Genomic DNA, 26,116 nt, shown 5'->3' with positions numbered 1-26,116 from the left:
GAAGGGAAGAACTTCAGATGACACTTTCGAAGTTCCCCCCGCACTTCCCTCCGAAGCCTCCGAACTCGGTCCTGGCCCGGCGACTGGGCGGTGTGGCCGCCGCCGCGATCCTGCTCGCCCCGCTGTCGCTGCTGTCCGGCACGCCGGCCGGTGCCCACCCCGGCGGCCCGTCCAGCCCGAACGGGTGCAGCCAGGACCCGACGGCCCGGCTGGCCGACGTACCGAGTCCGGAGAGCCATCTGGGCTTCCCGCTCGGGGTCGGCCAGGAACGGGTCGTCACCGACGACGAGATCCGTTCCTACCTGACGGCCGTGGACGGCGCCTCCGACCGGGTGATCACCGGCAACCTCGGCAACAGCGTCCTCGGCCAGTCGATGCCGTACGCGATCGTCTCGGACTCCAGCCACCTCCGCCGCGGTGAGCTGGCCGAGATCGCCGAGGACGTCCGGGCGCTGCGCGACCCGCGCAAGCTGTCCGAGCGGAAGGCGGCCGAGACCGCCGCCAAGGGCCCGGCGATCGTCTGGGTCACCGGCAACGTGCACGGCGGCGAGAAGTCCGGGGGCGACGCCGCGCTCAAGACGCTGTACGAGCTGGCCGCCGGCCTCTCCTGCGACGTACGGGAGCGCAACGACAACCTCGTCACGATCATCGTGCCGACCCAGAACCCGGACGGCCGGGACGCCACCCGGCGGCAGAACGAGTACGGCTTCGACCTGAACCGGGACTGGTTCGCCCGGACCCAGCCGGAGACCGACGCCAAGGTCGAACTGCTCCGGACGTACCCGCCGCAGGTCTTCATCGACGCGCACGAGATGGGCGGCCGGGAGTACTTCTTCCCGCCGAACGCCGACCCGATCCACCACGAGATCTCCGACGAGTCGGTCGACTGGATCAACCGGATCGGCGCGGCGAACGCGGCCGGCTTCGGCTACAACGGCGCCTGCACCGAGACGGTCACCACCGAGTGCTACTTCAACTACGACACCTACGACATGTTCTTCATGGGGTACGGCGACACGGTGCCGGCCACCGGCTTCGGCGCCGCCGGGATGACGTACGAGAAGGGCAGTTCGTCGGCGGTCCCGGACCGGGTGCAGCAGCAGTTCAACACCCAGTGGGCCACCATCGGCTGGGCCTCGGCCAACAAGCGTGAGGTGCTCTCCGGCTACTACGACATCTGGTCCGACGCCCTCGCCGAGGGCCGGGCCGGGGCGTTGCAGCCCAACGAGGTGGTCCAGCCGACCAACGAGGTCCAGTTCCCGGTTCCGGACATCACCGTCCGGTCGTACTTCCTGCTGCCGGATCGGCAGCTCGGTGACGTACGGCAGCTCGTCGAGCGGCTGCGCCGGATGGACGTCGAGGTGTACGAGCTGACCCGTTCGGTGAAGGTGCCGAACGCGCGGATCTTCGGCGGCCGGTCGGCCCGGAACCTGACGGTGCCGGAGGGCGCCTACTGGATCCCGATGGACCAGCCGCAGAAGCACTGGATCCAGGCGATCATGGGCGAGGACCCGTACGTCCCGTTCCCGTACTTCTACGACGTCTCGTCCTGGAGCAATCCGCTGCTGATGGGGGTACAGACGGTCTACACCGGTGACCGGCTCTCCCCGAAGGCGGAACGGGTCCGCGACATCGACGGCGGGCGGGACGGCGGCGCGCCGAGGCACGGCTCGTACGCGTACCCGCTCGACTCCGCGGCGGCGGCCGAACTCACCTTCGCGCTCCTCGGCGCGGGCGTCGAACTGCGCCGGGACCAGACCACCGGCGTCGTCACCCTGCCGGCGGCCAGCCTGACCGGTACCCGCGACAAGCTGGCCGAGTCGCTCGGGGTGACCCTGACCGCTCGCCGTACCCCGGCAAGCGGGACCGCGCTGGCCCTTCCCGACGTCGGCCTGTACGCCGGCACCGGCATCTCCACCACCTCCGGCTCGCACGGCGAGGCCCGGTACGTGCTCGGCAACCGGTGGGGCCTGGACCTCAAGCCGGTGACCACGGCGGACGTCAACGACAACACGTCGGCGTTCACCGGCCGGAGCGTCCTGCTGGTTCCGGACGGCAGCAACCCGACCGGTGGGCTCACCGCCGCCGGGCAGGCCAACCTGCGGGCCTGGGTCGCCGGCGGCGGCACCTACCTCGGGCTGCGTAACCAGGGCACCCGGATGGCCCGGGCGGCCGGACTGACCTCGACGACCGAGGTGGCGAAGCCGGCCGACTACACGGTGATCGGCTCGCACCTGCGGGTCGACGTGGACCGGAGCAGCCCGGTGGGGCTGGGCCGGCCGGCCGAGGACTTCGAGTTCAACAACAACGACTCGATCCTGAGCCCGAGCACGACCGGGACGAACGTGCTGCGGTACCCGGCCGACGACCGGTTCTGGCTCAACGGCTACACCGTGCACGCGGACGCGCTCAAGGGCACGGTGGCGCTGGTCGACGAACCCACCGGCGCGGGCAGGGCGGTGCTGTTCGCGTTCAACCCGCTGTTCCGGGCGTACAACGAGAGTGGCCTGCACCTGGTCGCCAACGCACTGCTGGCACCGCGTACGGCCTCGGCGTCACCGGGGGCGCGGGCGACGGCTCCGGCCGTACCGTCGGCTCGGGCCTCGGCAGCGGCGGCGCCGCAGCCGGAGAACCTGGGCGGTGAATGGCGGCCGATCAGCGTCCAGGTGGCCGCCGCCGACCTCGACCGGACCCGGGCGATCGTCGCCCGGCACACCGCCGACGCCCGGATCAACACGGCAAACGGCTCGGCCTACCTGACCATCCCCAACCCACAGGGCCTGTCGTCGGACGAGCACCCGTTCCTCCGCGACCTGGTACGCGAACTCCGCGCAGCCGGTATTCCGTTGCGCTCCGTCGTCGCGTAAGGCTGAAAGGAAGGGCCCCTTCTTATCGCTTTTTGCATAGGAAGGGGCCCCTCCAACTCCAACGGCGGGAACTGTGTCGAGGTCGCGGACGAGTTGGCGCCGGGTGTGGTCGGCGTACGGGACAGCAAGGACCGGCAGGGGCCGGTGCTGACCTTCGATCCGACCGCCTGGCGGGCCTTCGTCCGGGACATCGCCGCACACTGACGGGTACGGGCGGGGAAACCCCTGAGCCCGCGTCACCACACGCACAGCCGGGATCCCGGAGACAGCATCCCGCGCCCTCCCGGGTGACCGCGACCCCGTCCACACTCAACCTCGGCGGGGACCGGCGGCGTCTACCTCACATCCGAGCAGCGACACGTTGCGGATGACCTGGAGGTGGCGTGCCGACACGCGAACACGAGGAACAGTTTCGACTGTTCGTGCGCCAGCAGTGGGGGCCGTTGACCCGGACGGCCTACCTGCTGACCGGTGACCGGGGCACGGCCGAGGACCTGGTGCAGTCGGCGTTGGAGAAGACCCACCGGCACTGGGGTCGGATCCTGCGCAAGGACGCGCCCGAGGTCTACGTACGCCGGGCGATGGTCAACACCGCGATCAGCTGGCGCCGTCGACGCCGACCGGTCGAGGTGCCGCTGCTGGCGTCGGACACCGAACCGGTGCCCGACGCGTACGCCCGGGTGGAGCAGCGCCAACAACTCGTTCTGGCGCTGCGGCAACTGCCGCGCCGTACCCAGGCGATCCTCGTGCTGCGCTACTTCGAGGACCTCAGCGAGGCGGACACCGCACGCATTCTCGGCTGCTCGGTAGGTTCGGTGAAAAGCCAGGCGTCGCGGGGCCTGGCCCGACTGCGAGGCCAGCTCACCCCGGCCGCTCCGCCCCCACCGGTACGTCTGCAGGGAGAACCAGCATGACCGACGACCTTGTGGAATCGACGCTCCGGGACACGTTGCAGCGGGAGGCGGACGGCATCGGCGTACTCTCCGATCCCTGGCCCCGGTTCGCCAAGCGTGAGGTACGGCATCGCCGGACGCGGCGGCTGGGAACTCTCGCGGTCGCGGCGGCGGTTGTCGCCGTCGCCCTCGGGATCCCGGCCAACGTCGTCCCGCTGCCGGGCTGGCCGCCCAACGTCGCGCCCGCCGCACCCCCGTCGGCACTGGCCGAAGGACCGACCAGAGGTTCGCTCGCCGGGAACCGGGCGTGGCTGACCGCCCTGCGCGACCAGGTCGACGGGTTCGACGATCCGCAGGGCATCGGCCGGTGGGAGGTGGCCGACCGGAAGGAGATCCGGGTCGTCTACGCCAGCGACCGGCCCGGACCGCGGCTCGCGCTCGTCTTCGCCCCGCTCCGGCTCGGCTCCCGCACCGAGTGGCATTTCCTCTGGTACGAGGGACCGACCGGTGCCGACGCTCGACAGATGAGAGCCGCCGGCGGCGAGCAGAACACCGATCCGTCCGTGCTGACCGTGATGCGGGCCACCATGGAAGAGGGCGGATTCGGGATCGCGATCGGACCGCCCGACTCGACCGTGACGATCGTCGGGGACCCGTACTACTCGCCGAGCGGCAGGGTCGAGCCTCGACAACTGGCCGTTCCGGACGGGCCCGGGGTCGGGGTGGTGGTCCTACCGCCGACGCAGTTCCGCTCCGGCCTCATCACCCGGGTCACCCGGGACGGCGACCTCGTCCACCAGGAGCGGTTGGGCGGCGGCGCGTACGGGCCCCTGTTCGGGATGCCGGGGGAGTCGACCGACGCGGTCCTCGATGCCGCGGTGCAGGAGGCCCGGGGCCCGGCGGTGGACCGAACCCTCTTGACCGACCTCATCTCGACGGCGATCGAGGACAGCCACCTCCCGCCGACCGGAGTGGCCGTACGGCTGCACTGGTCGGCCACGTTGCGCGGCCAGACCGCCGTGCTGCTCACCGTGCAGCCGCCCGGCGGCGGGGTCATCGCGTACGCCATGCGTTGGAACGGCGCCGACAGGTCCACCCGGACGGAGTTGCGGCTGTTGCTGCCGGCCGAGGGCGCCGAGCGGCGTCCGCTCGGGTGGCGGCTGCGCGCCGAGGGCTCGGATACCCGGACCGACCAGGTGATGGTGGTGGCTCCGGTCGACGCCGTCACCGCCTCGGTCACGATCGGCGGTGGGACACCCGTTGCGGTGCCGCTGGACTCGTCGAAGGCCGGCAGGACCAGGGTGCCACCGAACCAGCCCGCGACCGTCACGGCGTACTCCGCCGACGGTTCGGTGCTGGCGAGCACTCCCGTACCACCGTTCGAGGAGAGCATGTCCGGGCTGCCGGGCGACACTGCCGGTACCCGCGTCGTCCCCTGACGATCAGCCGCGCGGCGGGGATCCCGCTGCGTTCCGTGGTCGCCTGACCGGTTCCGCGTTCCTGGTCATCTGACCGGTTCCGCGTTCCTGGTCATCTGACCGGTTCCGCGTTCCTGGTCGCCCGACCGGGTCCGTGTTCCCGGTCGCCTGACCGCTCGCCCGTCCCGGCCCGCCTCCGGATCTTCCGGAGGCGGGCCGGCCTGGGTTGGCGAGCCCGGATCCCGGGTCGGATTCCGTCGGCCCGGCGGGTCAGCGGGTATCAGCTGTGGCCGGGGTCGGGCACCGCGCAGCCGTCCGGGGTGCACATGCCTTCGGTCCCGCCGACCACCGGCAGCGGCTGCGGCGTGGGGTGGCTTTCGGTCCACGTCCTGGTGATGACCGCGAGCAGGTCATCAGTGCCGATGGCGCCGGGGACGGCGAAGCGGCCGTCGAAGACGAGGAACGGCGCGCCGTGGGCGCCGAGGCGATTTGCCTCGCGCTGGTCGGCCGCTACCCGGGCCCGGTAGCGGCGGCTCTCCAGAGCCTCGGCGGCCCCGGCAGGGTCCAGGCCCACCTCGGCGGCGAAGTCGAGAACCTCTGCGGCGGTCCACAGCTTGCGGGCGTGCCCGAAGTGCGCGCGGAACATCGCTGTCCAGATCTCGTTACCCCGGCCCTGGTCGGTGGCGTAGGCGAGCAGTTCGTGGGCCAGGTCGGTCGGGCCGAGCGTGCGATCGACCGCGCGGTAGGGCGTCAGGCCCTCCGCTTCGGCGGCCCGCTCGATCGGCCGCAGGACCCGGTCCACCGTCGTCGCGGGGGCCCCAGCCAGCTGGATCAACTCCCGTTGACTGACACCCTCGCACGGCAGGTCGGGATGGAGCTGGATCGACCGGTGAATCACCTCCACCTGGTCGCCGTACGGGAAACGGTCCAGTGCGAGGTGCAGCCGGTGATCCATCAGCCCGCAGTACGGGCAGACGATGTCCGACCAGAACTCGATCTTCATCGTAGCCTCCCCTCATTTCTCACTTCCTGTTCGTAGCCCCATCATGCATTAGAATCGGGAGGTCACAAAAGGCACATTCATGTGCGTAGCGGTTCGATGACAACGAGGTGGCGGGATGAGCGCAGAGGATCTTCGAAGGAGACGAACCAACGTCCGGGCGAACGTCCGGACCGTGCCAGGGCCCTGTGCGCGCTGGAACGACGAGGACGCCGACTTCATCCGCGAGGTCCTGGACCTCGTCGGCGACAAGTGGAGCGTGTTGATCATCGGTACCCTCGCCGACGGCCCCATCCGCTACTCGGACCTGGCCGACGCGATCCCCGGCATCTCCCAGCGGATGCTCACGCTGACCCTGAAGCACCTCCGGCGTACGGGGCTCATCACCCGAACCTCCTACCCCGAAGTCCCGCCCCGCGTCGAGTACACCCTCACCGAACTCGGCACCTCGCTACTGTCGACCGTGCTGGCCCTGGCGGCCTGGTCCGCCGATCACCATGGCGAGATCCGCCGCCACCAGGCCGCGTACGACAGCGCCAACGCAAGGCAGGCGGACGAGAGGTAGCCATCCGATCCATGGCGACCCGGTACCCGAACTCGGGTCGGCCGCTGACGCCCCGGATCCTGGTATTTCACGTTGCCGCCGGTTGAGACCACCACAGCAGCGGGATGGGAATCATGGCCAGTGCCAGGCCGTCCCACGGATGACCGCGTCGAACTGCGGTGAGTACGCCGACCTGACCGCTACGAGCGAGCGGGTGCGGCTGAGCCCCGACCGGCTACGTGAGCTTCGACGTACCGTCCGACCTCCATCGAGGGCTCACCCGGTGGCGGTGGGGGGAACTGGCCGGGTGAGATATCCCGCTGCACGCGGGGTTTCCCGCAAATGTTACTGACGAGTATTGTCAGGTACGAGGCGGGTGCCGCCGGGGTACGAGGAACGGGGAGGGCCGCGATGACCAGTGAGTCGTCGTTCGACGCATACCTGATGCCGGAGGAGCACGAGGCGATCCGGGAGGCCGTCCGGGCGGTCTGCGACGCCAAGGTCGCTCCGCACGCCGCCGAGGCCGACGAGACCGCCGAGTTCCCCAAGGCGTCGTACGAGGCGCTGCGGGCCGCGGACTTCCACGCCCCGCACATCCCCGAGGAGTACGGCGGCGCCGGTGCCGACGCGCTGGCCACCGCGATCGTGATCGAGGAGGTCGCCCGCGCCTGCGCCGCCTCCTCGCTGATCCCGGCCGTGAACAAGCTCGGCACCCTGCCGCTGCTGCTCGCCGGCTCCGAGGAGTTGAAGCGGCGCTACCTGCCGCGGGTGGCCCAGGGCGAGGGGATGTTCTCGTACTGCCTGTCCGAGCCGGAGGCGGGCAGCGACGCCGCGTCGATGACGACCCGGGCGGTCCGGGACGGCGACCACTACGTCCTGGACGGCGTCAAGCGGTGGATCACCAACGCCGGGGTCTCCGAGTACTACACGGTCTTCGCAGTGACCGACCCCTCGGCCCGGTCCCGGGGCATCTCCGCCTTCGTGGTGGAGAAGTCGGACTCGGGGGTCAGCTTCGGCGCGCCGGAGAAGAAGCTCGGGATCAAGGGTTCGCCCACCCGCGAGGTCTACCTCGACAGCGTGCGGATCCCGGCGGACCGGATGATCGGCGACCCGGGTACCGGCTTCGGCACCGCGATGCGGACCCTGGACCACACCCGGGTCACCATCGCGGCCCAGGCGATCGGGATCGCCCAGGGCGCGCTGGACTACGCCAAGGGGTACGTCAAGGAGCGCAAGCAGTTCGGCAAGGCGGTCGCCGAGTTCCAGGGGATCCAGTTCATGCTCGCGGACATGGGCATGAAGCTGGAGGCGGCCCGCCAGTTGACGTACGCGGCGGCGGCCAGGTCGGAGCGGAACGACCCCGACCTGACCTACTTCGGCGCGGCGGCGAAGTGCTTCGCCTCGGACGCCGCCATGGAGATCACCACCGACGCGGTGCAGTTGCTCGGCGGGTACGGCTACACCCGGGACTACCCGGTGGAGCGGATGATGCGGGACGCCAAGATCACCCAGATCTACGAGGGCACCAACCAGGTCCAGCGGATCGTGGTGGCCCGCCAACTCCTCAAGGACTGAGCTGCGGCAGTGCGGCCACGCCCACGTGATGCTCGCTGCGTGGCTGGCCGGTGCATACGATGGCCGCATGAGTGCTGAGGCGTTCGGCAGGCAGCTTTCTGCCGTCGTCACGCTCGACGACCTGGCAGCGATGAATGCCGCCGACCAGCACGGCCACCGCTATGAGTTGAGTCCCGAGGGAGCGCTGTCGATCACGTCCCCGCCCGATTCCGAGCATGCCGCGATCGCCAGTCGCCTCCTCGTCTGGCTCGCCATGGCCGGCTGGCCGGCCGAGCAGGTGCTACAGGCTGCCGGCGTCCGGATCCCGGGCCCGGACGGTGACGGCGGCCGGATCCCCGATCTGACGCTGTGGCCCCGCCCCCAGCCCCGGAGCGTCTGGCTGGCGCTCACCGACCTGGTTCTCGCGGTCGAGATCGTGTCGCCCGGCTCCGAGGCGATGGACGAGGTGGTCAGGCGCCGAGAGTACGAGCGTGCCGGATCCCGCGATACTGGATGGTCGAACGGGACGTAGCGCAGACCGTCACGCTGCAGGTGCTCGGCGCCGACAAGACCTACGAGGTGGCCGCGAAGATGCCGCTGACGTGGCTCCTGCACACCGCGCCGGCAGACCACCACCTCGCCCGTTGACCGACAGCACCCGGCTCCGGCAACGGTAGGACGTCAGGCGGCGGCACGCTCCGCCGCCGGGCGGCGTCGCCGGGCCGGATCGGTCAGTACGGGTGACCGCCAGACACCGTCCGGTTCTCCAGTCGAGGTCAGAGCGGGCTCTCGCCGGCAACGAGTGCGGGTGTGGGGACGGGCTCGGCGGGAGTATCGGACGGATCTGGCCAGGCGAGGGTGTTTCGGTTTGGTGATGCTGGGCCCTTGGTGTTGGTGGTCAGGAAGGTTGTGTGGAGGTGGACCCCAGGGCCTGGATCACGGCGTCGATCGCGGTGGCCAGACGTGCGGAGTCGTGGCCGGCGCGTTCTCGTACCCGCAACCCGAGCACCGTGGTGAACAGCAGTTCCACGGCGGCGTCGATGTCGAGGCCGATGGGCAGCTCGCCATTGTGGCGGCCTTTGTGCAGAAGCGATCGCAGTGCCTGCCGGGTGACCTCGAAAGCGGCCTCGGTCCGCTGACGGACCTGAGCGTCGGTGGTGCCGAGTTCGGTGGCGGTGTTGACCACGAAGCAGCCTCGACCGGACTCGCCGTCGGACGGGCAGGAGACCAGCCACAGCATCCAGTCCCGCAGTGCTTGGCGGACCGGACGGCCGGCGGCGTCCAACCGTTGCTCAGCCTGAGCGGACTCGGTAGCCCGGTAGTGGTCGAGCGCGCGCAGGAACAGCGTGTGCTTGTCGGTGAACGTCCGGTACATGCTGCTGGGAGTGAGTCTGAGATCGGCACCCAGATCACGTACCGAGGTGGCGTTGTAACCGCGACGCCAGAACAGATCGGTCGCCCTGATGACGGCGTCCTGCTCGTCGAACTCTCGGGGGCGTCCCATGCCGCCACTCTACCAGACTTGTGGATCGATCGTTCCCATACTAGGGTCCACTGGCCTATGGGAGCGATCGTTCCTGAATGAGTGGAGGAGGTATCGGTGACGACCACAGAAGAGGCCGCCGCCCAGGTGAGCGACCAACAGACCTCGCCGAGTAGTCACTGGCTGGCGGTCACCGCAGTGGCCTTGGGAACGTTTCTGCTGGTGACTGCTGAGCAACTACCAATCGGGCTGCTGACCGCCGTGGGATCGGCGCTGTCGGTCTCCGAGGGGACCGCCGGGCTGATGGTGACGGTGCCCAGCCTGGTCGCCGCGGTCGCGGCCCCGCTGGTTCCGATGCTCGTCGGCGGAATGAACCGGCGGCTGCTTCTGCTCGGCTTGATGGGGCTGATGATGCTCGCCAATGTGGCCTCGGCCCTGGCGCCGAGCTTCGCCATTCTGGTCGCCTCCCGGGTGCTGGTCGGGGTGGCGATCGGAGGTTTCTGGGCGGTTGCCAGCGGTCTGGCCGTCCGACTCGTGGCGCCCGCGAACGTGTCACGGGCCACCGCGATCATCTTTGGCGGCGTCGGAGCCGCGAACGTGTTCGGTGTCCCGCTCGGCACGCTGCTCGGCGAATTCTCGGGCTGGCGCATCGCCTTCGCGACGCTGAGCGCCCTGGCGTGCGTCGCGCTGCTCGCTCTGCTGGCCCTGCTGCCGCCGTTGGCCGCGTCCCAGCCCGTCCGTCTGCGGCTGCTGGCCGAACAGCTCGGCAACCCAGGTGTACGCGTCGGCATCCTTGCGACATTCCTCATCGTGACCGGCCATTTCTCGGCTTACACCTTCGTGAGCCCGGCGCTGCAGGAGCTCTCGGGTATCGATGAACGACTCGTCGGCCCGTTGCTGTTCGGATTCGGGCTGGCGGGCATGGTCGGCAACTTCGTCGCCGGCGCCGCGCTGGCGCGCAATCCGCACCGGACCGTGCTGGCCATCACCGTATCCCTGGCCGCCGCGATGCCGCTCTACCTGGTGCTGGGCCGGGGACCAGTCGGCGGGGCCGTACTGTTGATCGCCTGGGGCCTGGCCTTCGGCGGCGTGTCGGTCAGCCTGCAAACATGGATGATCAAGACGGCGCCACAAGCCGTGGAAGCGGCCTCCGCCCTGTGGGTGGCGGTGTTCAACCTCTCGATCGGCCTCGGCGCGCTGACCGGCGGTGTCATCGTCGACTCGCTCACCCTCCAGACTGTTCTGTGGCTCGGCGGTGCCTGCGCCCTGGCAGCCGCACTCGCGGTCTGGACCGCCCGCACCAACAAGAACCTGCGCTAACCAATCTCCTCCGACTCGCCACCGGAGTACATGTCGGCGGTGTCGACGAAGTTGACGCCCCGGTCGAGGGCGGCGTGGATGATCCGGATGCTGTCGTCGTGGTCGGGGTTGCCCCCGGTCTGAGCGCGTACACGCTGCGGTTCTACGAGCGTGAGGGGATCCTGGCGCACCCGGTACGCCGCGACGGGGGGCCTCTACACCGAGCACGACGTGGACTGGCTGACGGTCTGCGTGATCCTGCGTGCCTCCGGGATGCCCCTGCCGGCGATCCGTGGCTACACGGAACTGGTCAGGGCGGGCGCCGGCAACGAGGCGGAGCGACTCACCCTGATGCGTCAGCATCGTGAGCGGGTGACGGGCCAGATCGCCCAGTTCACCCGCTCACTCGACCTGATCAACTACAAGGTCGGGGTGTACGAGGACATCCTCGGCGGCTGACGGCGTCCTTCTCCCACCTCGGACGGCTGTCGACTGTCCTGCCCGCTACCCGGACGGCTGTCGACTGTCGGCTGCTTCGGCTGCTACCTCGGACGGGTGTCGTCGCCGAGTCGGCGGGTCGCGCCGTCCGTACCGTCGTCGTCCGGCTCACCGGTGAACTGGGTGGTCTCGTCCGTACCCGGATGGTCGGCCCGGCCCGGCGGCGGCGGCAGCGGGGAGAAGATCGGCGGCCCGGGCACCGGCGGGCCCGAGATCGGCGAGCCCGGCGCCTGCGGTCCCGGCATCCGGGGCTGTCCCGGTGTCGCGGGCGGGCCGTAGTACGGCGTACCGGGTGGGGTGTTGTGCGACGGCACCGTCGGGCCGAAGTTCGGCGGTACCGAGGGGCCGAAGTTCGGCGGGCCCGCCGGCGCGTAGCCCGGGGTTGCCGAGGGTCCGTAGTTGGGGCTGCCCGCTGGGCCGAAGTTCGGCGGATGGCCGGCCGGACCGCCGGGCGGGAACTGGCCTCCGGGAGGTACGGGGGCACCCGGCGGGTACTGGCCGGCTGGCGGGTACTGGCCGGGCGGGGGCATCTGGCCGGGCGGGGGCATCTGGCCGGGCGGCGGGGCCTGGCCGGGCGGTGCGAAGGGCGGGTATCCGGGCTGTCCGGCGGCTCCCGGATAGCCGGCCACCGCCGGACGGTTGCCCCGCCAACGGTGCGGAAGGGCGACGGTCGCCAGTAGCGGGACGCTGATCAGCACGGAGAGCGCTCCGACCGGAATCGTCAGGGCGAACTCGGTGCCGAGGAAGTCCCGTGGCATCGCCTCGATGATCGAGCTGATGTCGATCAGGGCCCAGAGCGCCATGATCATGAACAGTCCGCCGGCGGCGGCCGGGCCGAGCGGAGACCACCGGGGCAGCAACAGCGCGGCGAGCAGGGCGGCGGCGACGATCAGGACGACGAATCCGAGGAGCGCCTCGCCGGTCGAATCGCCGTTCAGCCCGAGGTTGAGTTTGGCCCAGCCGAGCCCGGTCAACACCCAGAGTATCGGTGCGCTCACTATCCCCAGAGCCAGCGATCCAAGGTGCCGCATCCCAACCTCCTCAGCCGGTCACTTCACGGCACCGTACCCGGATCGGGCAACGTCGGCGTCCCCGTGTCGGTCCGGGGCGGATCGACCGAACGACCCGCCCCGGACATCGTCACAGGGACGGACTGTCCGCCGAATCGTCGCGCTTCGCGCTGCTCCGGGGCGGGGCCGACCACGGCGACCCGGTCGGTGAACCGGCGTCGCGGCGTGGCAGCGGCGGCAGCGGAGCGGTGTCCGGCTCCGGGTAGCCCAGGGTCGGCGGGTGGATGTCGTGCTCCGGCGGGTTGTTCAGCACCGACCAGTCCGTCGGGGTCGGCTCGTCCACACCGGACTCGGCCGGAACCGGAGCGGTGACCGTACGAGGCCACTGTCGCCACCGCTGCACACTGAACGTCGCCATCAACAGCAGCACGCCGATCAGGAACATCGTGCCGTTGTCCAGGACCTGGAGCAGTGGCAGCGGGTCGCCGAACACCTTCCAGTTCGTCGGCACCGCGTCGCGCACGGTGAAGGGGTCGACGAACAGCCCGACGTACGGGGCGACGAGCAGCAGGCCGGCGACCAGCGGGCCGAGCGGCGACACCCGTAGCGTCCCGAGCAGGCCGAGCAGGACACCCGCCACTGCGAGATAGACGGTGGCCTGGATCAGGTTGGCCGTGTTGTACGTACCGAGTTCCACCCAACGGGTGACGGTGCGGGCCGAGCCGTCCTGACCGAGCGCGATCAGTGCCCAGGAAAGTGGCGCCGCCACCACTCCGGCGAGAAAACTCCAGAGATGTCGCATCCGCGCACCGTACCGCCTTCGGCGGGATCGAGCAGCCTGCGCACCGCCGGGCGATTCGATCTTGCAGCCCGTCACCGCCGAGTAACCAGCGTCACGGGACGGGGCGGGGCCCCTGGCCAGCGCCGTACCGTTGCCGGATGACCGAGCGCAGCGGGGGCATCGGCCCGCCCAGTCATGGGAGTCATTGGTGCCGACGAGCGCAGCGAGGAGAGGCCATGACCGAGCGCAGCCAGGAGATGCCGTGACCGAGCAGTCCGCCCCGCCGACCGGCAAACCGACCTCGTACTCGCGGGTGACGCTGAGTCGGATCATGACGGCGGTGGATGTGAACCTCTACGGAACCGTGCACGGTGGCGTACTGATGAAGTTCGTCGACGACGTCGCCGGAGCCTCGGCCGCCCGACACTCCGGCGGTACGGCGGTGACGGCCGCGATCGACGAGATCGTCTTCGCCGAACCGGTCCGGGTCGGTGACCTGGTGCACGCGCACGCCCAGGTCAACTGGACCGGGCAGACCTCGATGGAGGTCGGGGTCCGGGTGGTCGCCGAGCGTTGGGACAGCGCCGAGGACGATCCGATCGTGGTGGCCACGGCGTACCTGGTCTTCGTCGGGGTGGACGTGGCCGGGAACCCGCGTCCGGTCCGACCGGTGCTGCCGGAGACCCCGCAGGACGAACGGCGGTTCCGCGAGGCGGAGATCCGTCGGGCGCACCGGCTGGCCAAGCGCCGGGCCATCCAGGACCACCGTGCCGTGGGCGACCCCTCCGTCGCCGGCTGAGCCTCCGCTTGGGTGTTAGGAAGGGGCCCTTCTTCTACAGAAAACGATAGGAAGGGGCCCTTCCTTACATCCGGGTCCACATGGTGTGGGGGTGCGGCATGTGGGTGGGGCACGCGTCCGAGGGCGGGCGCCGGGCGCAGAATTGCGGATCGGGGTACGGCAGGATGGCGACCGGGCCGGCACAGCGGCGTGCTGGCGGGGGAGGGAGGAGCGGGACGATGGTTGGCGAGGTGCTCTGGAGCCCACCGGCCGACGTACGCGACCGGTCCCGGATCGGCGCCTACCTGCACTGGTTGCGTACCAATCGGGGACTCGAATTCGACGACTACGCCGCGCTGTGGCGCTGGTCGGTGACCGACCTTGACGGGTTCTGGCGGTCGATCTGGGACTACTTCGAGGTCAAGGCGTACGCCGAGCCGACCGCGACGCTCGTCGATGCCGAGATGCCGGGGACCCGCTGGTTTCCCGGCGCCACCCTGAACTATGCCGAGCACGTGCTCCGGATGCCGGGGCTGGCGGACGACGCGCCGGTGGTGCTCGGGCACAGCCAGACCCGCGCGCCGGTCACCCTGACCGCGGCCGAACTACGGGACCAGGTACGCCGGGTCCGGGCCGGTCTGGTCCGGCTCGGGGTCGGCACCGGTGACCGGGTCGCGGCGTACGCCCCGAACATCCCCGAGACGTTCGTGCTGATGCTCGCCACCACCAGCCTCGGCGCGATCTTCTCCTCCTGTGCGCCCGAGTTCGGCACCCGGAGCGTGCTGGACCGCTGGCGGCAGATCGAGCCGACCGTGCTGGTGGCGGTGGACGGCTACCGGTACGGCGACAAGCCGGTCGACCGCCGTACCGAGGTGGCGGCGATCCGGGCCGCGTTGCCGTCGGTCGTACACACGGTGGTGCTGCCCTATCTGGAGCCGGACGCCGCGCCGCCGGACGGCACCCTGGGCTGGGCGGACCTGGCGGCCGGTACTGACGAGCCGCTGACCTTCGCGCCGGTGCCGTTCGACCACCCGCTGTACGTGCTCTACTCCTCGGGCACCACCGGGCTGCCGAAGCCGATCGTGCACGGGCACGGCGGCATCCTGCTCGAGCACCTCAAGATGCTCGCGCTGCACCACGACCTCGGCCCGGCGGACCGGTTCTTCTGGTTCACCACCACCGGCTGGATGATGTGGAACTTCCTGGTCAGCGGGCCGGCGGTGGGTGCGGCGATCGTGCTGTTCGACGGGAACCCGGCGGTGGCCGCCAAGCCGGGTCAGCCGGCCCGGCCCGATCTCGGCACGCTGTGGCGGCTCGCCGCCGACACCGGGACCAGCTACTTCGGGACCTCGGCGCCGTTCCTGCTGGCCTGCCGCAAGGCCGAGCTGCGCCCGGCGGACCTGGTCGATCTGTCCGCGCTGCGCGGGGTCGGTTCGACCGGTGCGCCGCTGCCGGTCGAGGGCTTCCGCTGGGTGTACGACACGGTCGGCGCCGACCTGCGACTGGACTCGATCTCCGGTGGCACCGACGTCTGCACCGGTTTCGTCGGCGGGGTGCCGCTGCTGCCGGTACGGGCCGGCGAGATCGCCTGCCGTTGTCTCGGTGCCCGGGTCGAGGCCCGGTCGGCGGACGGCTCGCCGGTGGTCGATCAGCTCGGCGAGCTGGTGATCACCGCGCCGATGCCCAGCATGCCGGTGGGATTCTGGAACGACCCGGACGGCGTCCGCTACCGGGAGGCGTACTTCGACGTCTATCCGGGCGTGTGGCGGCACGGGGACTGGATCACGATCAACGAGCGGGGCGGCTGCGTGATCACCGGCCGATCCGACGCCACCCTGAACCGGGGCGGGGTACGGCTCGGCACCGCCGAGTTCTACTCCGTGGTGGAGGGGCTGCCCGAGGTGACCGACTCGGTGGTGGTGCACCTGGAGGACAGCGAGGGCGGTGCCGGTGAGCTGCTGCTCTTCGTGGTGCTGGCCGAGGGGTTGGAGTTGGATCGGGCGCTGACCGCGAAGATCGCCCGCGAGCTGCGTACCGGGTTGTCGCCCCGGCACGTGCCCGACGAGATCCACCAGGTCGGCGCGGTACCCCGGACCCTGTCGGCCAAGAAGCTGGAGGTGCCGGTGAAGAAGATCCTCACCGGGTCCCCGGTGGACTCGGCCGCCGCCACCGGGGCGTTGGCGAACCCGGAGTCGCTGCTCGCGTTCGAGCGGTTCGCCCGGGAGCGTGGCGGAGCCGGGTAACGGCGTCCGGTCGTGCAGGCCGAGGTCCAGGTCGGTCGCCGGTGACGATCGGGTGAATTGCCCGTGCCGGTCAGGTGGGCGTGGATCAGGTGAGTTGCACGGTGACCTTTTCCGTGGCCGCCCGGTCGGGAAGTCGACCGTGGTCGAGGTGTCCGCAGAGCACCAGGCTGGCTCCGGCGTGCAGCGGGGCGAGCAGCCAGTCCACCGGGTCCGGGTAGCGGTCCGCGTCGACCAGTACCCGGTCGCCGGCACCGATGCCCAACTCGGTGGCCCGCTGGGCGGCCCGAGCGGCGAGCAGGGCGTCCTGAGGGCCCCCCTGCGGCTCCGGAGTGAAGTGGTCGCCGTGCCCGCGTACCTCGATCACGTAGTCGGCGTACCCGGGCGGCAGGTCGCGTACCGGGGCGGCGAGCGGGGCGAGCGCGAGGGCGTACCGGTCACCGGTCGGCCAGGCCGCCGCCTCGGTGATCCGGTCGACGGCGGCGAAGAGCACGTCGACCGGGCGGCTCGCCGGGTCACCGGGTTGGCCGCCGGTCACCTCCAGCCCGGCCGACCAGCAGCCGAGCAGGACGGCAGCGGTCTGCCAGTGTGCCGGCAGCAGCACCCCGGCGGAGTCGCCCGGCGCCAGCCCGGCCGAGTCGACCAGCAGGTTGGCGGTCTTGGCGACCCAGTTGGCCAGGGTCGCCCCGGAAAGTTCGGTACGGTCACCGGTCGCGTCGTCGTACCAGGTCAGCAGGGGTCGGGTCGGGTCGGCGGCGATCGCGGCGGCGAAGATCCCGGCAATGTTCTCGGTCATCGTCCGGAACGATACCGACCCGGGCGGCCGGCGACATTCACGCCACATCGGCGGTGGTCGGTACCCGATTCGAGTGGGTTCGGCACCCACTGTGACGACCAACACCCGTGAACCGTTTGAGTCACCGGAAAGACAGTTGCCCGACGGGTCGCAGTCGACGCGCTCGGGCGGGCGCGGCGTAGGCTTGGATCGCAGTGTTGTTCCCCACACCACACCTTTCGAGGAGTCGCCACAGTGACCGCCGGTCGTCCGCCCCGCGTGCTCATTGACGCCACCAGCGTGCCCGCCGACCGGGGCGGCGTTGGTAGATACGTCGACGGACTCCTCGGCGCCCTGGGCAAGGTCATCGGCCCGGGCCTGGAGTTGGTCGTGGTCGCGCTGCGCACCGACGGTGAGCGGTACGCCCGGATGCTGCCGGGCGCGGAGGTGATCCCGGCACCGGCGGCGGTGGCGCACCGACCGGCCCGGCTCGCCTGGGAGCAGACCGGGCTTCCGCTGCTCGCCCAGCAGGTCGGCGCGCACGTGCTGCACTCGCCGTTCTACACCTGCCCGCTCCGGGCCGGCTGTCCGGTGACGGTCACCGTGCACGACGCCACCTTCTTCACCGAGCCCGAGCACTACGACAAGACCCGGCGGACCTTCTTCCGCAGCGCGATCAAGACGTCGCTGCGTCGGGCGGACCGGGTGATCGTGCCCAGCAAGGCGACCCGGGACGAGTTGATCCGGTTGCTGGACGCCGATCCGACCCGGATCGACGTGGCGTACCACGGGGTGGACCAGGCGGCCTTCCACGCGCCGAGCGACGAAGAGAAGGCGCGGGTACGCGCCCGGCTCGGCCTGGGCGCGAACAGCTACGTGGCGTTCCTCGGGTCCAAGGAGCCGCGCAAGAACGTGCCGAACCTCATCCGTGGCTGGGTGCTGGCGGTGAAGGACCGGCCCGCCCCGCCGGCCCTGGTCCTCGCTGGCGGCCAGGGTCACGACGACGAGATCGACCGGGCCGTCGCCGACGTACCGGCGCACCTGCGGCTGCTGCGCCCCGGCTACCTGCGCTACGCCGACCTGCCCGGCTTCCTCGGCGGTGCGCTGGTCGCCGCGTATCCGTCCTACGGCGAGGGGTTCGGCCTGCCGATCCTGGAGGCGATGGCCTGCGCCACACCGGTGCTGACCACGCCGCGACTGTCGTTGCCGGAGGTGGGCGGCGACGCGGTCGCGTACACCAGCGAGGACCCGCAGCAGATCGCGACGGATCTCGGCGCGCTGCTGGACGACGAGTCGCGGCGGCTCTCGCTGGCGAAGGCGGGCTTCGACCGGGCCAAGGAGTTCACCTGGGAGTCGAGCGCCGAGGTGCACATCGCGGCGTGGACCCGGGCCCGCGCATGATCAGCGCGAGGCCAGGTCAGCGGGGATGTCGCTGCCGTCCGTACCGGTTTGATCGCGTACCGTCGCGACAAGCCGGAGTGATCGGGCACACGTGTCCGGCATGATGTGCTGATGCTCTTCGCCGTAATCCCGGCGGGCGGTAGCGGTACACGTCTGTGGCCGCTGTCCCGTGCCGGTCATCCCAAGTTTCTCCATCCGCTCACCGGTACCGGCGACTCGCTGTTGCAGGCCACGGTCAACCGGCTCGGGCCGCTGACCACTCCGGAGCGGACCATGGTGGTCACCGGCGCCGCGCACGTGGCCGCGGTCGCCCGCCAGCTGACCGGCCTGCCAGAGGAGAACATCCTGGTCGAGCCCTCGCCCCGGGACTCCTGCGCGGCGATCGCGCTCGCCGCCGCGGTCATCGCGCTGCGCGAGCCGGAAGCGGTGATGGGTTCGTTCGCGGCGGACCATCTGATCGGCGACCCGGACGGTTGGGCCGCGACGGTGCGGGAGGCGGTCGGCGGTGCCGAGCAGGGCCTGCTGATGACGGTGGGCATCAAACCCACCCGGGCCGAGACCGGGTACGGCTATCTCCAGTGCGGCGAACTGCTCGGCTCGGGCCCGTTGCGCCGGGTCGAGGAGTTCAAGGAGAAGCCGGCGGCCGACGTCGCCGAGGCGTACCTGCGCTCCGGGCGGCACCTGTGGAACGCGAGCATGTTCGTCTGGCGGGTCGACGTCTTCCTGGCCGAGCTGGCGCGGCAGCAGCCCGTGCTGCACGCCGGGCTGACCACCATCGCGCAGTCCTGGGACACGCCCGAGCGCGAGGAGGTGCTCGGCACCGTCTGGCCCACGCTGCCCAAGATCTCCGTCGACTACGCCGTGATGGAGGGCGCCGCGATGGCAGGGCGGGTCGCCACCGTACCGGGAGACTTCGGCTGGAACGACGTCGGCGACTTCGACACGCTCGGCGAGGTGTTGCCGGCCGACGAGAGCGGCAACGTGGTGCTCGGTGCCGAGCAGGTCGAGCCGAAGCCCGGTGTGCTGCTCCGGGACTGCGAGCGTCTGGTGGTGGTGCCGCAGTCCGGCCGGCTGGTCGCCGCGCTGGGCGTCCGGGACCTGATCGTGGTGGACACCCCGGACGCGGTGCTGGTCTGTCCCCGCGACCGGGCCCAGGACGTCAAGAAGCTGGTCGACGAGCTCAAGGAGCGGGGCGAAGAGAACTACGTCTGAACGCCGCCAGTGCCGGCGCCACCAGTTGCTCGGTGGCGCCCGCCAGCGGCTCGGGCAGCGCGTCGGGCGGAAACCAGCCGAGTTCGACCGACTCGGCGCTGACCCGCTCGACCGCCTCCGCCGGGGCGATCGCGGCGAACCGTACATCGTGGTGCCAGGAGCCGCCGGCACAGGGCACCGGATGGATGTCCAGGTCGATCGGTACCGGCTCCAGCCAGAGCCCGTCGATGCCGGACTCCTCCGTCGCCTCCCGCAGCGCCGCGCCGGCCAGGGTCGGGTCGGTGGCCTCGCAGTGCCCGCCGAGCTGCACCCACTGCCGGAAGCGGCCGTGCAGGCAGAGGAGTACCCGGCTGCCGGTCGAGTCCAGCACCAGCGTGCTGGCCGTGATGTGGCCGGGGCGGTGCTCCCGGGTCATCGCCACCGGCCCGCCGTCGCGGAGCAGCCGGAGGGTCCGGTCCAGGGCGTCGGCCGCACCGGTGGTGGGTGGTCGCCAGGCGGTGAGCAGGGCCAACGTGTCGGCGTACAGGGCGTCCAGCACACGGCCACCCTAGGCGACACTCGTACCATGATCCCATGACCCGCCCGCTGCGTACGGTGGAACTCGGTGTCGCCGGCAACGAGGCGAGCGACCTGCTGCCGGTACGGTCGCCCGCGCTGCTCGCCGCGCACGGCGCACGGCGGGCCTTCTGGACGGTGCTCGACGAGGGGTCGGTCGAACACTGCCTGGCCCTGCTGATCGAGCGGTACGACGGCGCGTGGGTGACCCACCACCTGCCGATGCACGCCGGGGAGGAGAACGGCCGGACCGAGGACGGCGAGGCGCTGGCCCGGTACGACGAGTGGATCTACGTGCTCGGCTCGCACTTCGGCTCGAAGCGCGGTCCGCTGCGTCCACGCCGTGCCTTCGTGGCCCGGTTCCGTGAGGCCGACGCGGTGACCCCGGTGCCCCGGCTGCACGTGGTCCGCAACCAGTTCCGGCTGCACCGGGCCGTGAACGACGCGATCGTGGCCGCCGGGATAACCGTGCTGCCCCCCAATGAGCAGATCCGGCACCGGTTCATCGTCGCCACCCGGGACCGGGGGACCGCGCGGGCGAAGACCTGGGTGAGTCGGTTGGCCGACGACGACCTGCCGGTGAACGTGGAGGCGGCGGCCTTCACCCCGGCCGGCACCCTGCTCCTCGGGCTGCGCTTTCCGGTCACCGACCGGGGCGAACCGATCGTCGTCGAGCTGGCGGACGTGGCCGGGATGTTCGACCGGCGGAGCTGGCCCCGGGTCGTCGGGGCGTACGCGGTGACCGGGGTGACCCGCCCCGGCGAACTCACCGGATTCCGGGCGCTCTCGTCCCGGGACGACGGCTCGTACGACGCCGTGATCGGTTCGATCGACGCACTCGGCAAGGGATCGGTGCTGCTCGACGCGCATCCCACCGGGGGAGACGTCACCAGTCGGCACGTGCGGTTCCGGTGGACCGCCGGTCAGGAGGGCCGGGTGCTGGCCGGTGAGCTGGTCTCGGACCTCGCCCCACTGCACAATGTGGAGGGTCTGGCCGAACTGGACGGATCCCGCTACTACGTGACCGACGAGGATCACCGGGTGGCCCTCTGGATCGGGGCAGAGGATCGGCATGGTGCGGAAAGCGACTACCCGGACGGAACCCTTCGCGGATGAAGGGCCGCGAACCCTCGTTGGGACCGTCCGGGCGCCGCGTTCCTCCCCTGCCCCGGCACGCCGCAGGGCCGGTCCAGCGTCGATGACGCCAGTAGCCCCGGTATCGGCACAGTGAGCATGCCCGGTGGGTCCGCTGGCCGTCGAGGTCTTTCAGCTCTGGCTGAAAGACAGAGATAGATGGCACCGGGGTAGAGTTCCACGGGTTGCCGGACACCCTTCTCCGGCGACTCGGGAGTGCGTGCCATGCTGAGAATCTTCTTCTCCAGCGAGGACATCGCCCGGACCCGCGTCGCCCCTGCCGCCGACCAGGTCTGGGAGCTTGTCCTCAGCCTCCACCTGTTGCAGGGGCGTAGCCGGGATCCGGTGATGGCCGGCTGGCGGCGTGACGTGTCCGGTGGGCTCCGCCGAAACAGCGCGCTGGGCCAACTGCGTCTGCTGCTCGCACTCAACCCGCCCCGGGGCTACTTTCCCGACTTTCTGACCCCGTACCAGAGCCTGCACGGGCTGGAGGCGGGGCTGGACACCATCGCGTCCACGCCGATCACCCTGCTGGAGCGGGACCTGACCGTCCTGGCCGGGGAGAATCCGCTGCCACTGCCCAGTTCGGCGAGCGCGCTGGCCCGGGGCGACGGCGAGGTGCTGCGGCACCTGGCCGATTCGATGCGGGCGTACCAGGTGACGGCGATCGAGCCGTACTGGGCGCGGATCCAGGCGGCGGTGGAGGCGGACCGGAGCCGCCGGGCCCGGGCGCTGCTCGACGGTGGTGCCGAAGGACTGCTGGCCAGCCTGCGCCCGGCGATGCGGTGGGACTCCGGGGTGCTCGAGGTGGCCGACTATCCGGTCGACCGGGAACTGCACCTCGACGGGCGCGGACTGCTCCTGGTGCCGTCGTTCTTCTGCGCCCGTATCCCGGTGACCCTCGTCGACCCCGAACTGCCCCCGGTCCTGGTCTATCCGGTCGACCGGCTGGGCGGCCTCACCCCGGCCCCGGGCGAGGGCGGCGGTCCGGTCCCGACGCTCGGATCGAGTGGCGGGCAGGCGGCGCTCGCGGCACTGCTCGGGCGTACCCGGGCGAGGGTTCTGGAGGTGGTGGGCGACGGCTGCTCCACCGGGGAGGTGGCCCGCCGGCTGCACATCTCGCCGGCCGCCGCGAGCCAGCACACCTCCGTACTACGCAACGCGGGGCTGCTGGTCAGCCACCGGGACCGGAACACCGTGCTGCACATCCTGACCCCGCTCGGCCGGGCCATGCTGGACGTCTGACCACCACCGCCCGCCACCAGGCACGGCGGCCGACCGGGCCGGACCGGTCAGGCTGGTAGGACGGCCGGGCCGGGCGGCGGGGTGACCACCAGGGTCGCTCCGACGCCCTCGGCGGGGGCCAGCAGCAGGGTCGAGTCCAGGCCCTCGGCGGCCAGCGCGGCACGCAGCCGGTGCAGGTCGGCACCGAACCGGATGAACGCGGCGGAGTCGGGTGGACCGGGCGGCCAGCAGTCGACCATCGCGGTGGCGTCGGACGGTACGGCCGGCGTCGCACCGGCGAGCCGGGCCCGTACCCGCTCGTCGCTGACCGGGGTGAAGACCGTGCCCGGGGTGATTACCCCGGCCACCGTGCCGATCGCCCGGTTCACCGCCGCCAGATCGCCCGTCCCGGCCGGCTCGTCCGGCCCGGCGACCCGGCGGCCGTGCGTGCCGGTCGACTCGCCGAGGGTGGCGGCGGCGCGGAGCCCCTCGGCCCGGGCCTCGGCGGTGCCCAACGAGAAGAGGTCCTGCGCGGCATCCCGGACCAGGGCCGCCGCGCCGTCGCCGTCGTCCGGGTCGGCGCCGTAGAGGTAGCCACGGATCACCGCGACCGGCACCTGGTCGCACTTGCCCTTCACCAGTTCGCCCGCACCGGCCAACTCGTCCACCACCGCCATCTGGGTGATGCTCATCCGGTTGCCGTACGGGTCGACCTCGCCCCGGTGGTCGCGGACCGCCGGCATGCCGGCGACACCGAGCGCCACGTCGGTGAGGCCGTTGCGCCATGGACGGCCCATCGTGTCCGAGATGATGACCACCACGTCGGCGCCGTGCTGTTCGCGGATCGCGGCCCGTAGCCCCCGGGCGGACGCGTCCGGGTCCTTGGGCAGCAGTACCAGCCGTGAACGGTCCACGTTGGAGGCGTCGATCCCGGCGGAGGCCATCACGAAACCGTGGTGCGTCTGGACGATCCGGGTCGCGCCACGCCGGGCCACCGGCCGGGCGGTCTCCCCGGCGAGGATCTCGGACCGGGCCACCTCCCGCTCCGGACCGTCGACCGGTACGTCGACCATCCGGCCCTCCGCCTTTGACACGATCTTGCTGGTCACCACCAGCACGTCGCCATCGCGCAACCAGGGCGCGGCCATGGCGATCAGCGCCGCCAGGTCGTCGCCCTCGGTGATGTCGCCGAGGCCGAGCACCGGTAACACCTCTAGTCTCATGCCAGCTCCATCGCGGTCCGGACCATCGTCGCGGTCGCCGCCTCGTCGGTCATCCACAGCGGTGCCGCCCGCACGGTCAGGCCCGGGACCTCGGCACCGGCGTCGGCGGTGTCCACCAGCCAGGAGTCCAGGATGCCACCGGCCGAGCGGGGACCGTAGAGCCCGCCCACCCCGGCCGCGGTGCACGGCACCCCGAGCACCGCCAGGCAGCGGTCGGCCATGCCGCGTACCGGGGCACCACCGATGATCGGGGAGATTCCGATCACCGGCGCGGTGCCGGCGACCAGCGCCTCCCGGATCCCCGGCACGGCGAGGATCGGCGCGACGCTCACCACCGGATTGCTCGGGGCGAGCAGCACGACATCCGCCTCGGCCAGCGCGTCCAGCACCCCCGCCGCCGGCTTGGCCGCCTCGGCGCCGACGAAGACGAAGCGGTGGGTCGGCAGTGCGCCCCGGTGGCGTACCCACCACTCCTGGAAGTGGATGGCGCGCTGGGCGTCGGGGGCGTCGGTCGTACCGTCGTCGGGTCCGCTCACCACGACGTGGGTCTCCAGGCGGTCGTCGGTGGCGGGCAGCAGGCGTACGCCCGGTTGCCAGCGTGCGCAGAGCGCCTCGGTCACCGCCGAGAGCGGATAGCCGGCGCCCAGCATCGAACTGCGGACCAGGTGGGTCGCCACGTCCCGGTCACCGAGACCGAACCAGGTCGGCTCCGCGCCGTACGCGGCCAGCTCCTCCTTGACCGTCCAGGTCTCGCCGGCCCGTCCCCAGCCCCGTTCCCGGTCCGCCCCACCACCGAGGGTGTACATGACGCTGTCCAGGTCCGGACAGATCTTCAGCCCGTGCAGCAGTACGTCGTCACCGACGTTGACCACCGCGGTCACCTCGGCGCCGACCTGACCGGCGTACGCGCGTACGCCGGTCAGGAAGCGAGCGCCGCCGATGCCCCCGGTCAATACCACGATGCGCATGGTCACCATCCTCGCCCATCCGCTCCGCGCGGGCGGCGGGCGGGTTCGCCGACTAGGCTCAGGCGTCGCCACCGTCCGTAAACTGCCTGAGGGGGAATTTTGACCAGCCAGCCCGGGCCCGCGCCGACCGACGCGCCGCAGGCCAGCCAGACAACCAAGCCGTTACGCGAGTTGATCGCGTTCGTGCTGCTCGGCGCCAACGCGCTGTTCCTGTTCGCCGGGATGATCGAGTTGTTCTTCGGTGGCTGGGAGGGTTCCGAATTCGGCGACCGGTCCCTGAGCGCCTTCTACGGCTTCGTGGGCATCGAGCAGACCGCCCTTCCGGTGCTCGCCGTGCTGCTCGCGACGCACATCCAGCCGGTGGTCGGTCGCGCCCGGGTGATCACCCTCGTGGCGCTCGGCGAGTACGCCTTCTCGGCGCTGTTCGGCCTGGTGACCCTCCTCGCCGGGATCTTCAGCCTGCTGGCCGACACGGAGTTCCGGCGGGCGTTCACCGGACTTCTGCTGATGGGCGGAGCCTTCGCCCTGCTCGCCGCCGCGGCCTTCGTGGTCTTCCGGGTGTGGCGGACGCTCTTCTACGTACCCAAGCCGAAGCCGCAGCCGGGTCTCTACGGCCAGCCCCAGTCGTACGGTCAGCCGCCCTACGGCCAGCCGCCGTACGGTCAGCAGCCGTACGGCCAGCCGGGCTACCCGCCGGCCGGCTACCCGCAGGGTCAGGGTGGCGACCCGAACGTCTACGGCCAGCCGACGGTCTACGGCCAGCCCACCGACTTCGGCCAGCCGGCCGGCTACCCGCAGCCCACCGGCTACGCCCAGCCGGCCGCCTACGGCCAACCGGTCTCCGGTATCCCGGCCTCGGCCCCGCCCGCCTCCGCCCCGCCCGCCTCGGCTCCGCCCGCGTCCGCGCCGCCGGCCGCTCCGTTCGGGGCGCCGGGGTCCGCAGGCACGCCCGCCGGGCCCGTCTCGGCGCCGCCGTCGGCCGGCCCCGCCCCGTCGGTCGCCCCCGAGCCGGACGAGGAAGAGGAGGAGGGCCGGACCCAGGTGATCCCGCAGCGCACCGCCGACCGCACCCAGCGGATCAATCCGGCCAGCCAGCAGCCGTCGGCGGGCATCCAGCCGCCGCCGGCCGACCGGGACGACGACCCGACCCAGCCGCGCCAGCACTGAGCCGGATCGGGAGGATGGACGCGGGTCCATCCTCCCGAGGGCTGTGACCGTTGCCACCCGGTCCGGGCCCGGACCAGGGGCCGCCGGGCGCC

The 26,116-nt window shown here is 71.3% G+C and carries 26 protein-coding genes; 17 read left to right on the top strand and 9 right to left on the bottom strand.

All coding sequences use genetic code 11. The annotated features are described in order from the left end of the window. The first annotated feature begins 17 nt into the window (after window positions 1-17). From H4W31_RS02630 to H4W31_RS02615, 4 genes are all read left to right on the top strand, one after another. Window positions 18-2,867: a M14 family zinc carboxypeptidase gene (locus tag H4W31_RS02630; protein WP_192765181.1), complete on the top strand. Its 2,850-nt coding sequence runs from the start codon at window positions 18-20 to the stop codon at window positions 2,865-2,867. A gap of 24 nt (window positions 2,868-2,891) precedes the next feature. Next, window positions 2,892-3,071, top strand: a complete 180-nt coding sequence (locus H4W31_RS02625; protein ID WP_192771794.1) for a DUF397 domain-containing protein — start codon at window positions 2,892-2,894, stop codon at window positions 3,069-3,071. Between the two features lie 179 nt (window positions 3,072-3,250). Further along, window positions 3,251-3,781, top strand: a complete 531-nt coding sequence (locus tag H4W31_RS02620) for a SigE family RNA polymerase sigma factor (protein ID WP_192765180.1) — start codon at window positions 3,251-3,253, stop codon at window positions 3,779-3,781. After that, window positions 3,778-5,199: a hypothetical protein gene (locus H4W31_RS02615; protein WP_192765179.1), complete on the top strand. Its 1,422-nt coding sequence runs from the start codon at window positions 3,778-3,780 to the stop codon at window positions 5,197-5,199. Before H4W31_RS02620 ends, H4W31_RS02615 begins: the two co-directional genes overlap by 4 nt. A 259-nt stretch (window positions 5,200-5,458) precedes the next feature. Here the strand turns inward: H4W31_RS02615 and H4W31_RS02610 are convergent, their stop codons facing one another. Then, window positions 5,459-6,181 (bottom strand): DsbA family oxidoreductase, encoded by a 723-nt coding sequence (locus H4W31_RS02610; protein WP_192765178.1) that lies wholly within the window; start codon window positions 6,179-6,181, stop codon window positions 5,459-5,461. 115 nt (window positions 6,182-6,296) lie between these two features. Here H4W31_RS02610 and H4W31_RS02605 point away from each other — a divergent pair, with 115 nt between their 5' ends. The 4 genes from H4W31_RS02605 to H4W31_RS43630 all read left to right on the top strand — a co-directional run bounded on the left by H4W31_RS02605 (window position 6,297) and on the right by H4W31_RS43630 (window position 8,924). Then, window positions 6,297-6,743: a winged helix-turn-helix transcriptional regulator gene (locus H4W31_RS02605; protein WP_192765177.1), complete on the top strand. Its 447-nt coding sequence runs from the start codon at window positions 6,297-6,299 to the stop codon at window positions 6,741-6,743. 390 nt (window positions 6,744-7,133) lie between these two features. Next, entirely contained in the window at window positions 7,134-8,297 is a 1,164-nt protein-coding gene (locus tag H4W31_RS02600; RefSeq protein ID WP_192765176.1) for an acyl-CoA dehydrogenase family protein, read from the top strand. 67 nt (window positions 8,298-8,364) lie between these two features. After that, window positions 8,365-8,808 carry a Uma2 family endonuclease gene (locus tag H4W31_RS02595; RefSeq protein WP_225945363.1) on the top strand — a complete coding sequence of 148 codons (444 nt, stop codon included), beginning with the start codon at window positions 8,365-8,367 and terminating at the stop codon, window positions 8,806-8,808. Beyond that, the gene (locus tag H4W31_RS43630; protein WP_264084058.1) at window positions 8,790-8,924 is read left to right on the top strand and encodes a hypothetical protein; all 135 of its coding nucleotides are present in this window, start codon (window positions 8,790-8,792) and stop codon (window positions 8,922-8,924) included. Before H4W31_RS02595 ends, H4W31_RS43630 begins: the two co-directional genes overlap by 19 nt. A 250-nt stretch (window positions 8,925-9,174) precedes the next feature. On the opposite strand, the gene H4W31_RS02590 is transcribed toward H4W31_RS43630, so the two are convergent. Next, window positions 9,175-9,780, bottom strand: a complete 606-nt coding sequence (locus H4W31_RS02590) for a TetR/AcrR family transcriptional regulator (RefSeq protein ID WP_192765175.1) — start codon at window positions 9,778-9,780, stop codon at window positions 9,175-9,177. A gap of 96 nt (window positions 9,781-9,876) precedes the next feature. Between H4W31_RS02590 and H4W31_RS02585 the strand changes: the two genes are divergently transcribed. Next, window positions 9,877-11,079 (top strand): MFS transporter, encoded by a 1,203-nt coding sequence (locus H4W31_RS02585; protein ID WP_192765174.1) that lies wholly within the window; start codon window positions 9,877-9,879, stop codon window positions 11,077-11,079. Here the strand turns inward: H4W31_RS02585 and H4W31_RS44095 are convergent. Further along, on the bottom strand, window positions 11,076-11,249 hold the full coding sequence (locus H4W31_RS44095) for an aldo/keto reductase (RefSeq protein ID WP_404825554.1): 174 nt from the start codon (window positions 11,247-11,249) through the stop codon (window positions 11,076-11,078). The genes H4W31_RS02585 and H4W31_RS44095 overlap by 4 nt on opposite strands. Here H4W31_RS44095 and H4W31_RS42430 point away from each other — a divergent pair. Further along, window positions 11,178-11,426, top strand: coding sequence for a MerR family DNA-binding transcriptional regulator (locus H4W31_RS42430; RefSeq protein ID WP_318782989.1), 249 nt, complete (start codon window positions 11,178-11,180; stop codon window positions 11,424-11,426). The genes H4W31_RS44095 and H4W31_RS42430 overlap by 72 nt on opposite strands. Window positions 11,427-11,600: 174 nt before the next feature. Here H4W31_RS42430 and H4W31_RS02570 read toward each other — a convergent pair whose 3' ends face one another. After that, window positions 11,601-12,587 carry a hypothetical protein gene (locus H4W31_RS02570; protein WP_192765173.1) on the bottom strand — a complete coding sequence of 329 codons (987 nt, stop codon included), beginning with the start codon at window positions 12,585-12,587 and terminating at the stop codon, window positions 11,601-11,603. Between the two features lie 109 nt (window positions 12,588-12,696). Then, entirely contained in the window at window positions 12,697-13,368 is a 672-nt protein-coding gene (locus H4W31_RS02565; RefSeq protein WP_192765172.1) for a hypothetical protein, read from the bottom strand. 310 nt (window positions 13,369-13,678) lie between these two features. Between H4W31_RS02565 and H4W31_RS02560 the strand changes: the two genes are divergently transcribed. Beyond that, on the top strand, window positions 13,679-14,146 hold the full coding sequence (locus tag H4W31_RS02560; RefSeq protein WP_225946051.1) for an acyl-CoA thioesterase: 468 nt from the start codon (window positions 13,679-13,681) through the stop codon (window positions 14,144-14,146). A gap of 218 nt (window positions 14,147-14,364) precedes the next feature. Then, window positions 14,365-16,368: an acetoacetate--CoA ligase gene (locus H4W31_RS02555; protein WP_192765170.1), complete on the top strand. Its 2,004-nt coding sequence runs from the start codon at window positions 14,365-14,367 to the stop codon at window positions 16,366-16,368. An 85-nt stretch (window positions 16,369-16,453) separates the two neighbouring features. On the opposite strand, the gene H4W31_RS02550 is transcribed toward H4W31_RS02555, so the two are convergent. Beyond that, complete coding sequence (locus tag H4W31_RS02550; protein WP_192765169.1) at window positions 16,454-17,161, bottom strand: TIGR03089 family protein; 708 nt, start codon at window positions 17,159-17,161, stop codon at window positions 16,454-16,456. 234 nt (window positions 17,162-17,395) lie between these two features. Between H4W31_RS02550 and H4W31_RS02545 the strand changes: the two genes are divergently transcribed. Together H4W31_RS02545 and H4W31_RS02540 are read left to right on the top strand one after the other, a co-directional pair. Next, window positions 17,396-18,541, top strand: a complete 1,146-nt coding sequence (locus H4W31_RS02545; RefSeq protein WP_192765168.1) for a glycosyltransferase family 4 protein — start codon at window positions 17,396-17,398, stop codon at window positions 18,539-18,541. A 111-nt stretch (window positions 18,542-18,652) separates the two neighbouring features. Next, window positions 18,653-19,753, top strand: coding sequence for a mannose-1-phosphate guanylyltransferase (locus tag H4W31_RS02540; protein WP_192765167.1), 1,101 nt, complete (start codon window positions 18,653-18,655; stop codon window positions 19,751-19,753). Here H4W31_RS02540 and H4W31_RS02535 read toward each other — a convergent pair. Continuing rightward, window positions 19,722-20,291 carry an NUDIX hydrolase gene (locus H4W31_RS02535; protein WP_192765166.1) on the bottom strand — a complete coding sequence of 190 codons (570 nt, stop codon included), beginning with the start codon at window positions 20,289-20,291 and terminating at the stop codon, window positions 19,722-19,724. The genes H4W31_RS02540 and H4W31_RS02535 overlap by 32 nt on opposite strands. Before the next feature lie 35 nt (window positions 20,292-20,326). Between H4W31_RS02535 and H4W31_RS02530 the strand changes: the two genes are divergently transcribed. Together H4W31_RS02530 and H4W31_RS02525 are read left to right on the top strand one after the other, a co-directional pair. Beyond that, the gene (locus tag H4W31_RS02530) at window positions 20,327-21,424 is read left to right on the top strand and encodes a hypothetical protein (protein ID WP_192765165.1); all 1,098 of its coding nucleotides are present in this window, start codon (window positions 20,327-20,329) and stop codon (window positions 21,422-21,424) included. Between the two features lie 243 nt (window positions 21,425-21,667). Beyond that, complete coding sequence (locus H4W31_RS02525) at window positions 21,668-22,687, top strand: ArsR/SmtB family transcription factor (protein WP_192765164.1); 1,020 nt, start codon at window positions 21,668-21,670, stop codon at window positions 22,685-22,687. 47 nt (window positions 22,688-22,734) lie between these two features. Here H4W31_RS02525 and H4W31_RS02520 read toward each other — a convergent pair whose 3' ends face one another. Both H4W31_RS02520 and cofD read right to left on the bottom strand, forming a co-directional pair. After that, window positions 22,735-23,889, bottom strand: a complete 1,155-nt coding sequence (locus H4W31_RS02520; protein ID WP_192765163.1) for a coenzyme F420-0:L-glutamate ligase — start codon at window positions 23,887-23,889, stop codon at window positions 22,735-22,737. Further along, entirely contained in the window at window positions 23,886-24,857 is a 972-nt protein-coding gene (gene cofD / locus H4W31_RS02515) for a 2-phospho-L-lactate transferase (protein ID WP_192765162.1), read from the bottom strand. Before cofD ends, H4W31_RS02520 begins: the two co-directional genes overlap by 4 nt. A gap of 99 nt (window positions 24,858-24,956) precedes the next feature. On the opposite strand from cofD, the gene H4W31_RS02510 reads away from it, so the two are divergent. Then, complete coding sequence (locus tag H4W31_RS02510; RefSeq protein ID WP_192765161.1) at window positions 24,957-26,024, top strand: polyadenylate binding domain-containing protein; 1,068 nt, start codon at window positions 24,957-24,959, stop codon at window positions 26,022-26,024. The last annotated feature ends 92 nt before the right edge of the window (window positions 26,025-26,116 follow it).

It is taken from the genome of Plantactinospora soyae (genome assembly GCF_014874095.1).
GTDB classification, from domain to species: Bacteria; Actinomycetota; Actinomycetes; order Mycobacteriales; family Micromonosporaceae; genus Plantactinospora; species Plantactinospora soyae.
This window is presented reverse-complemented; position numbering and strand designations above follow the sequence as displayed.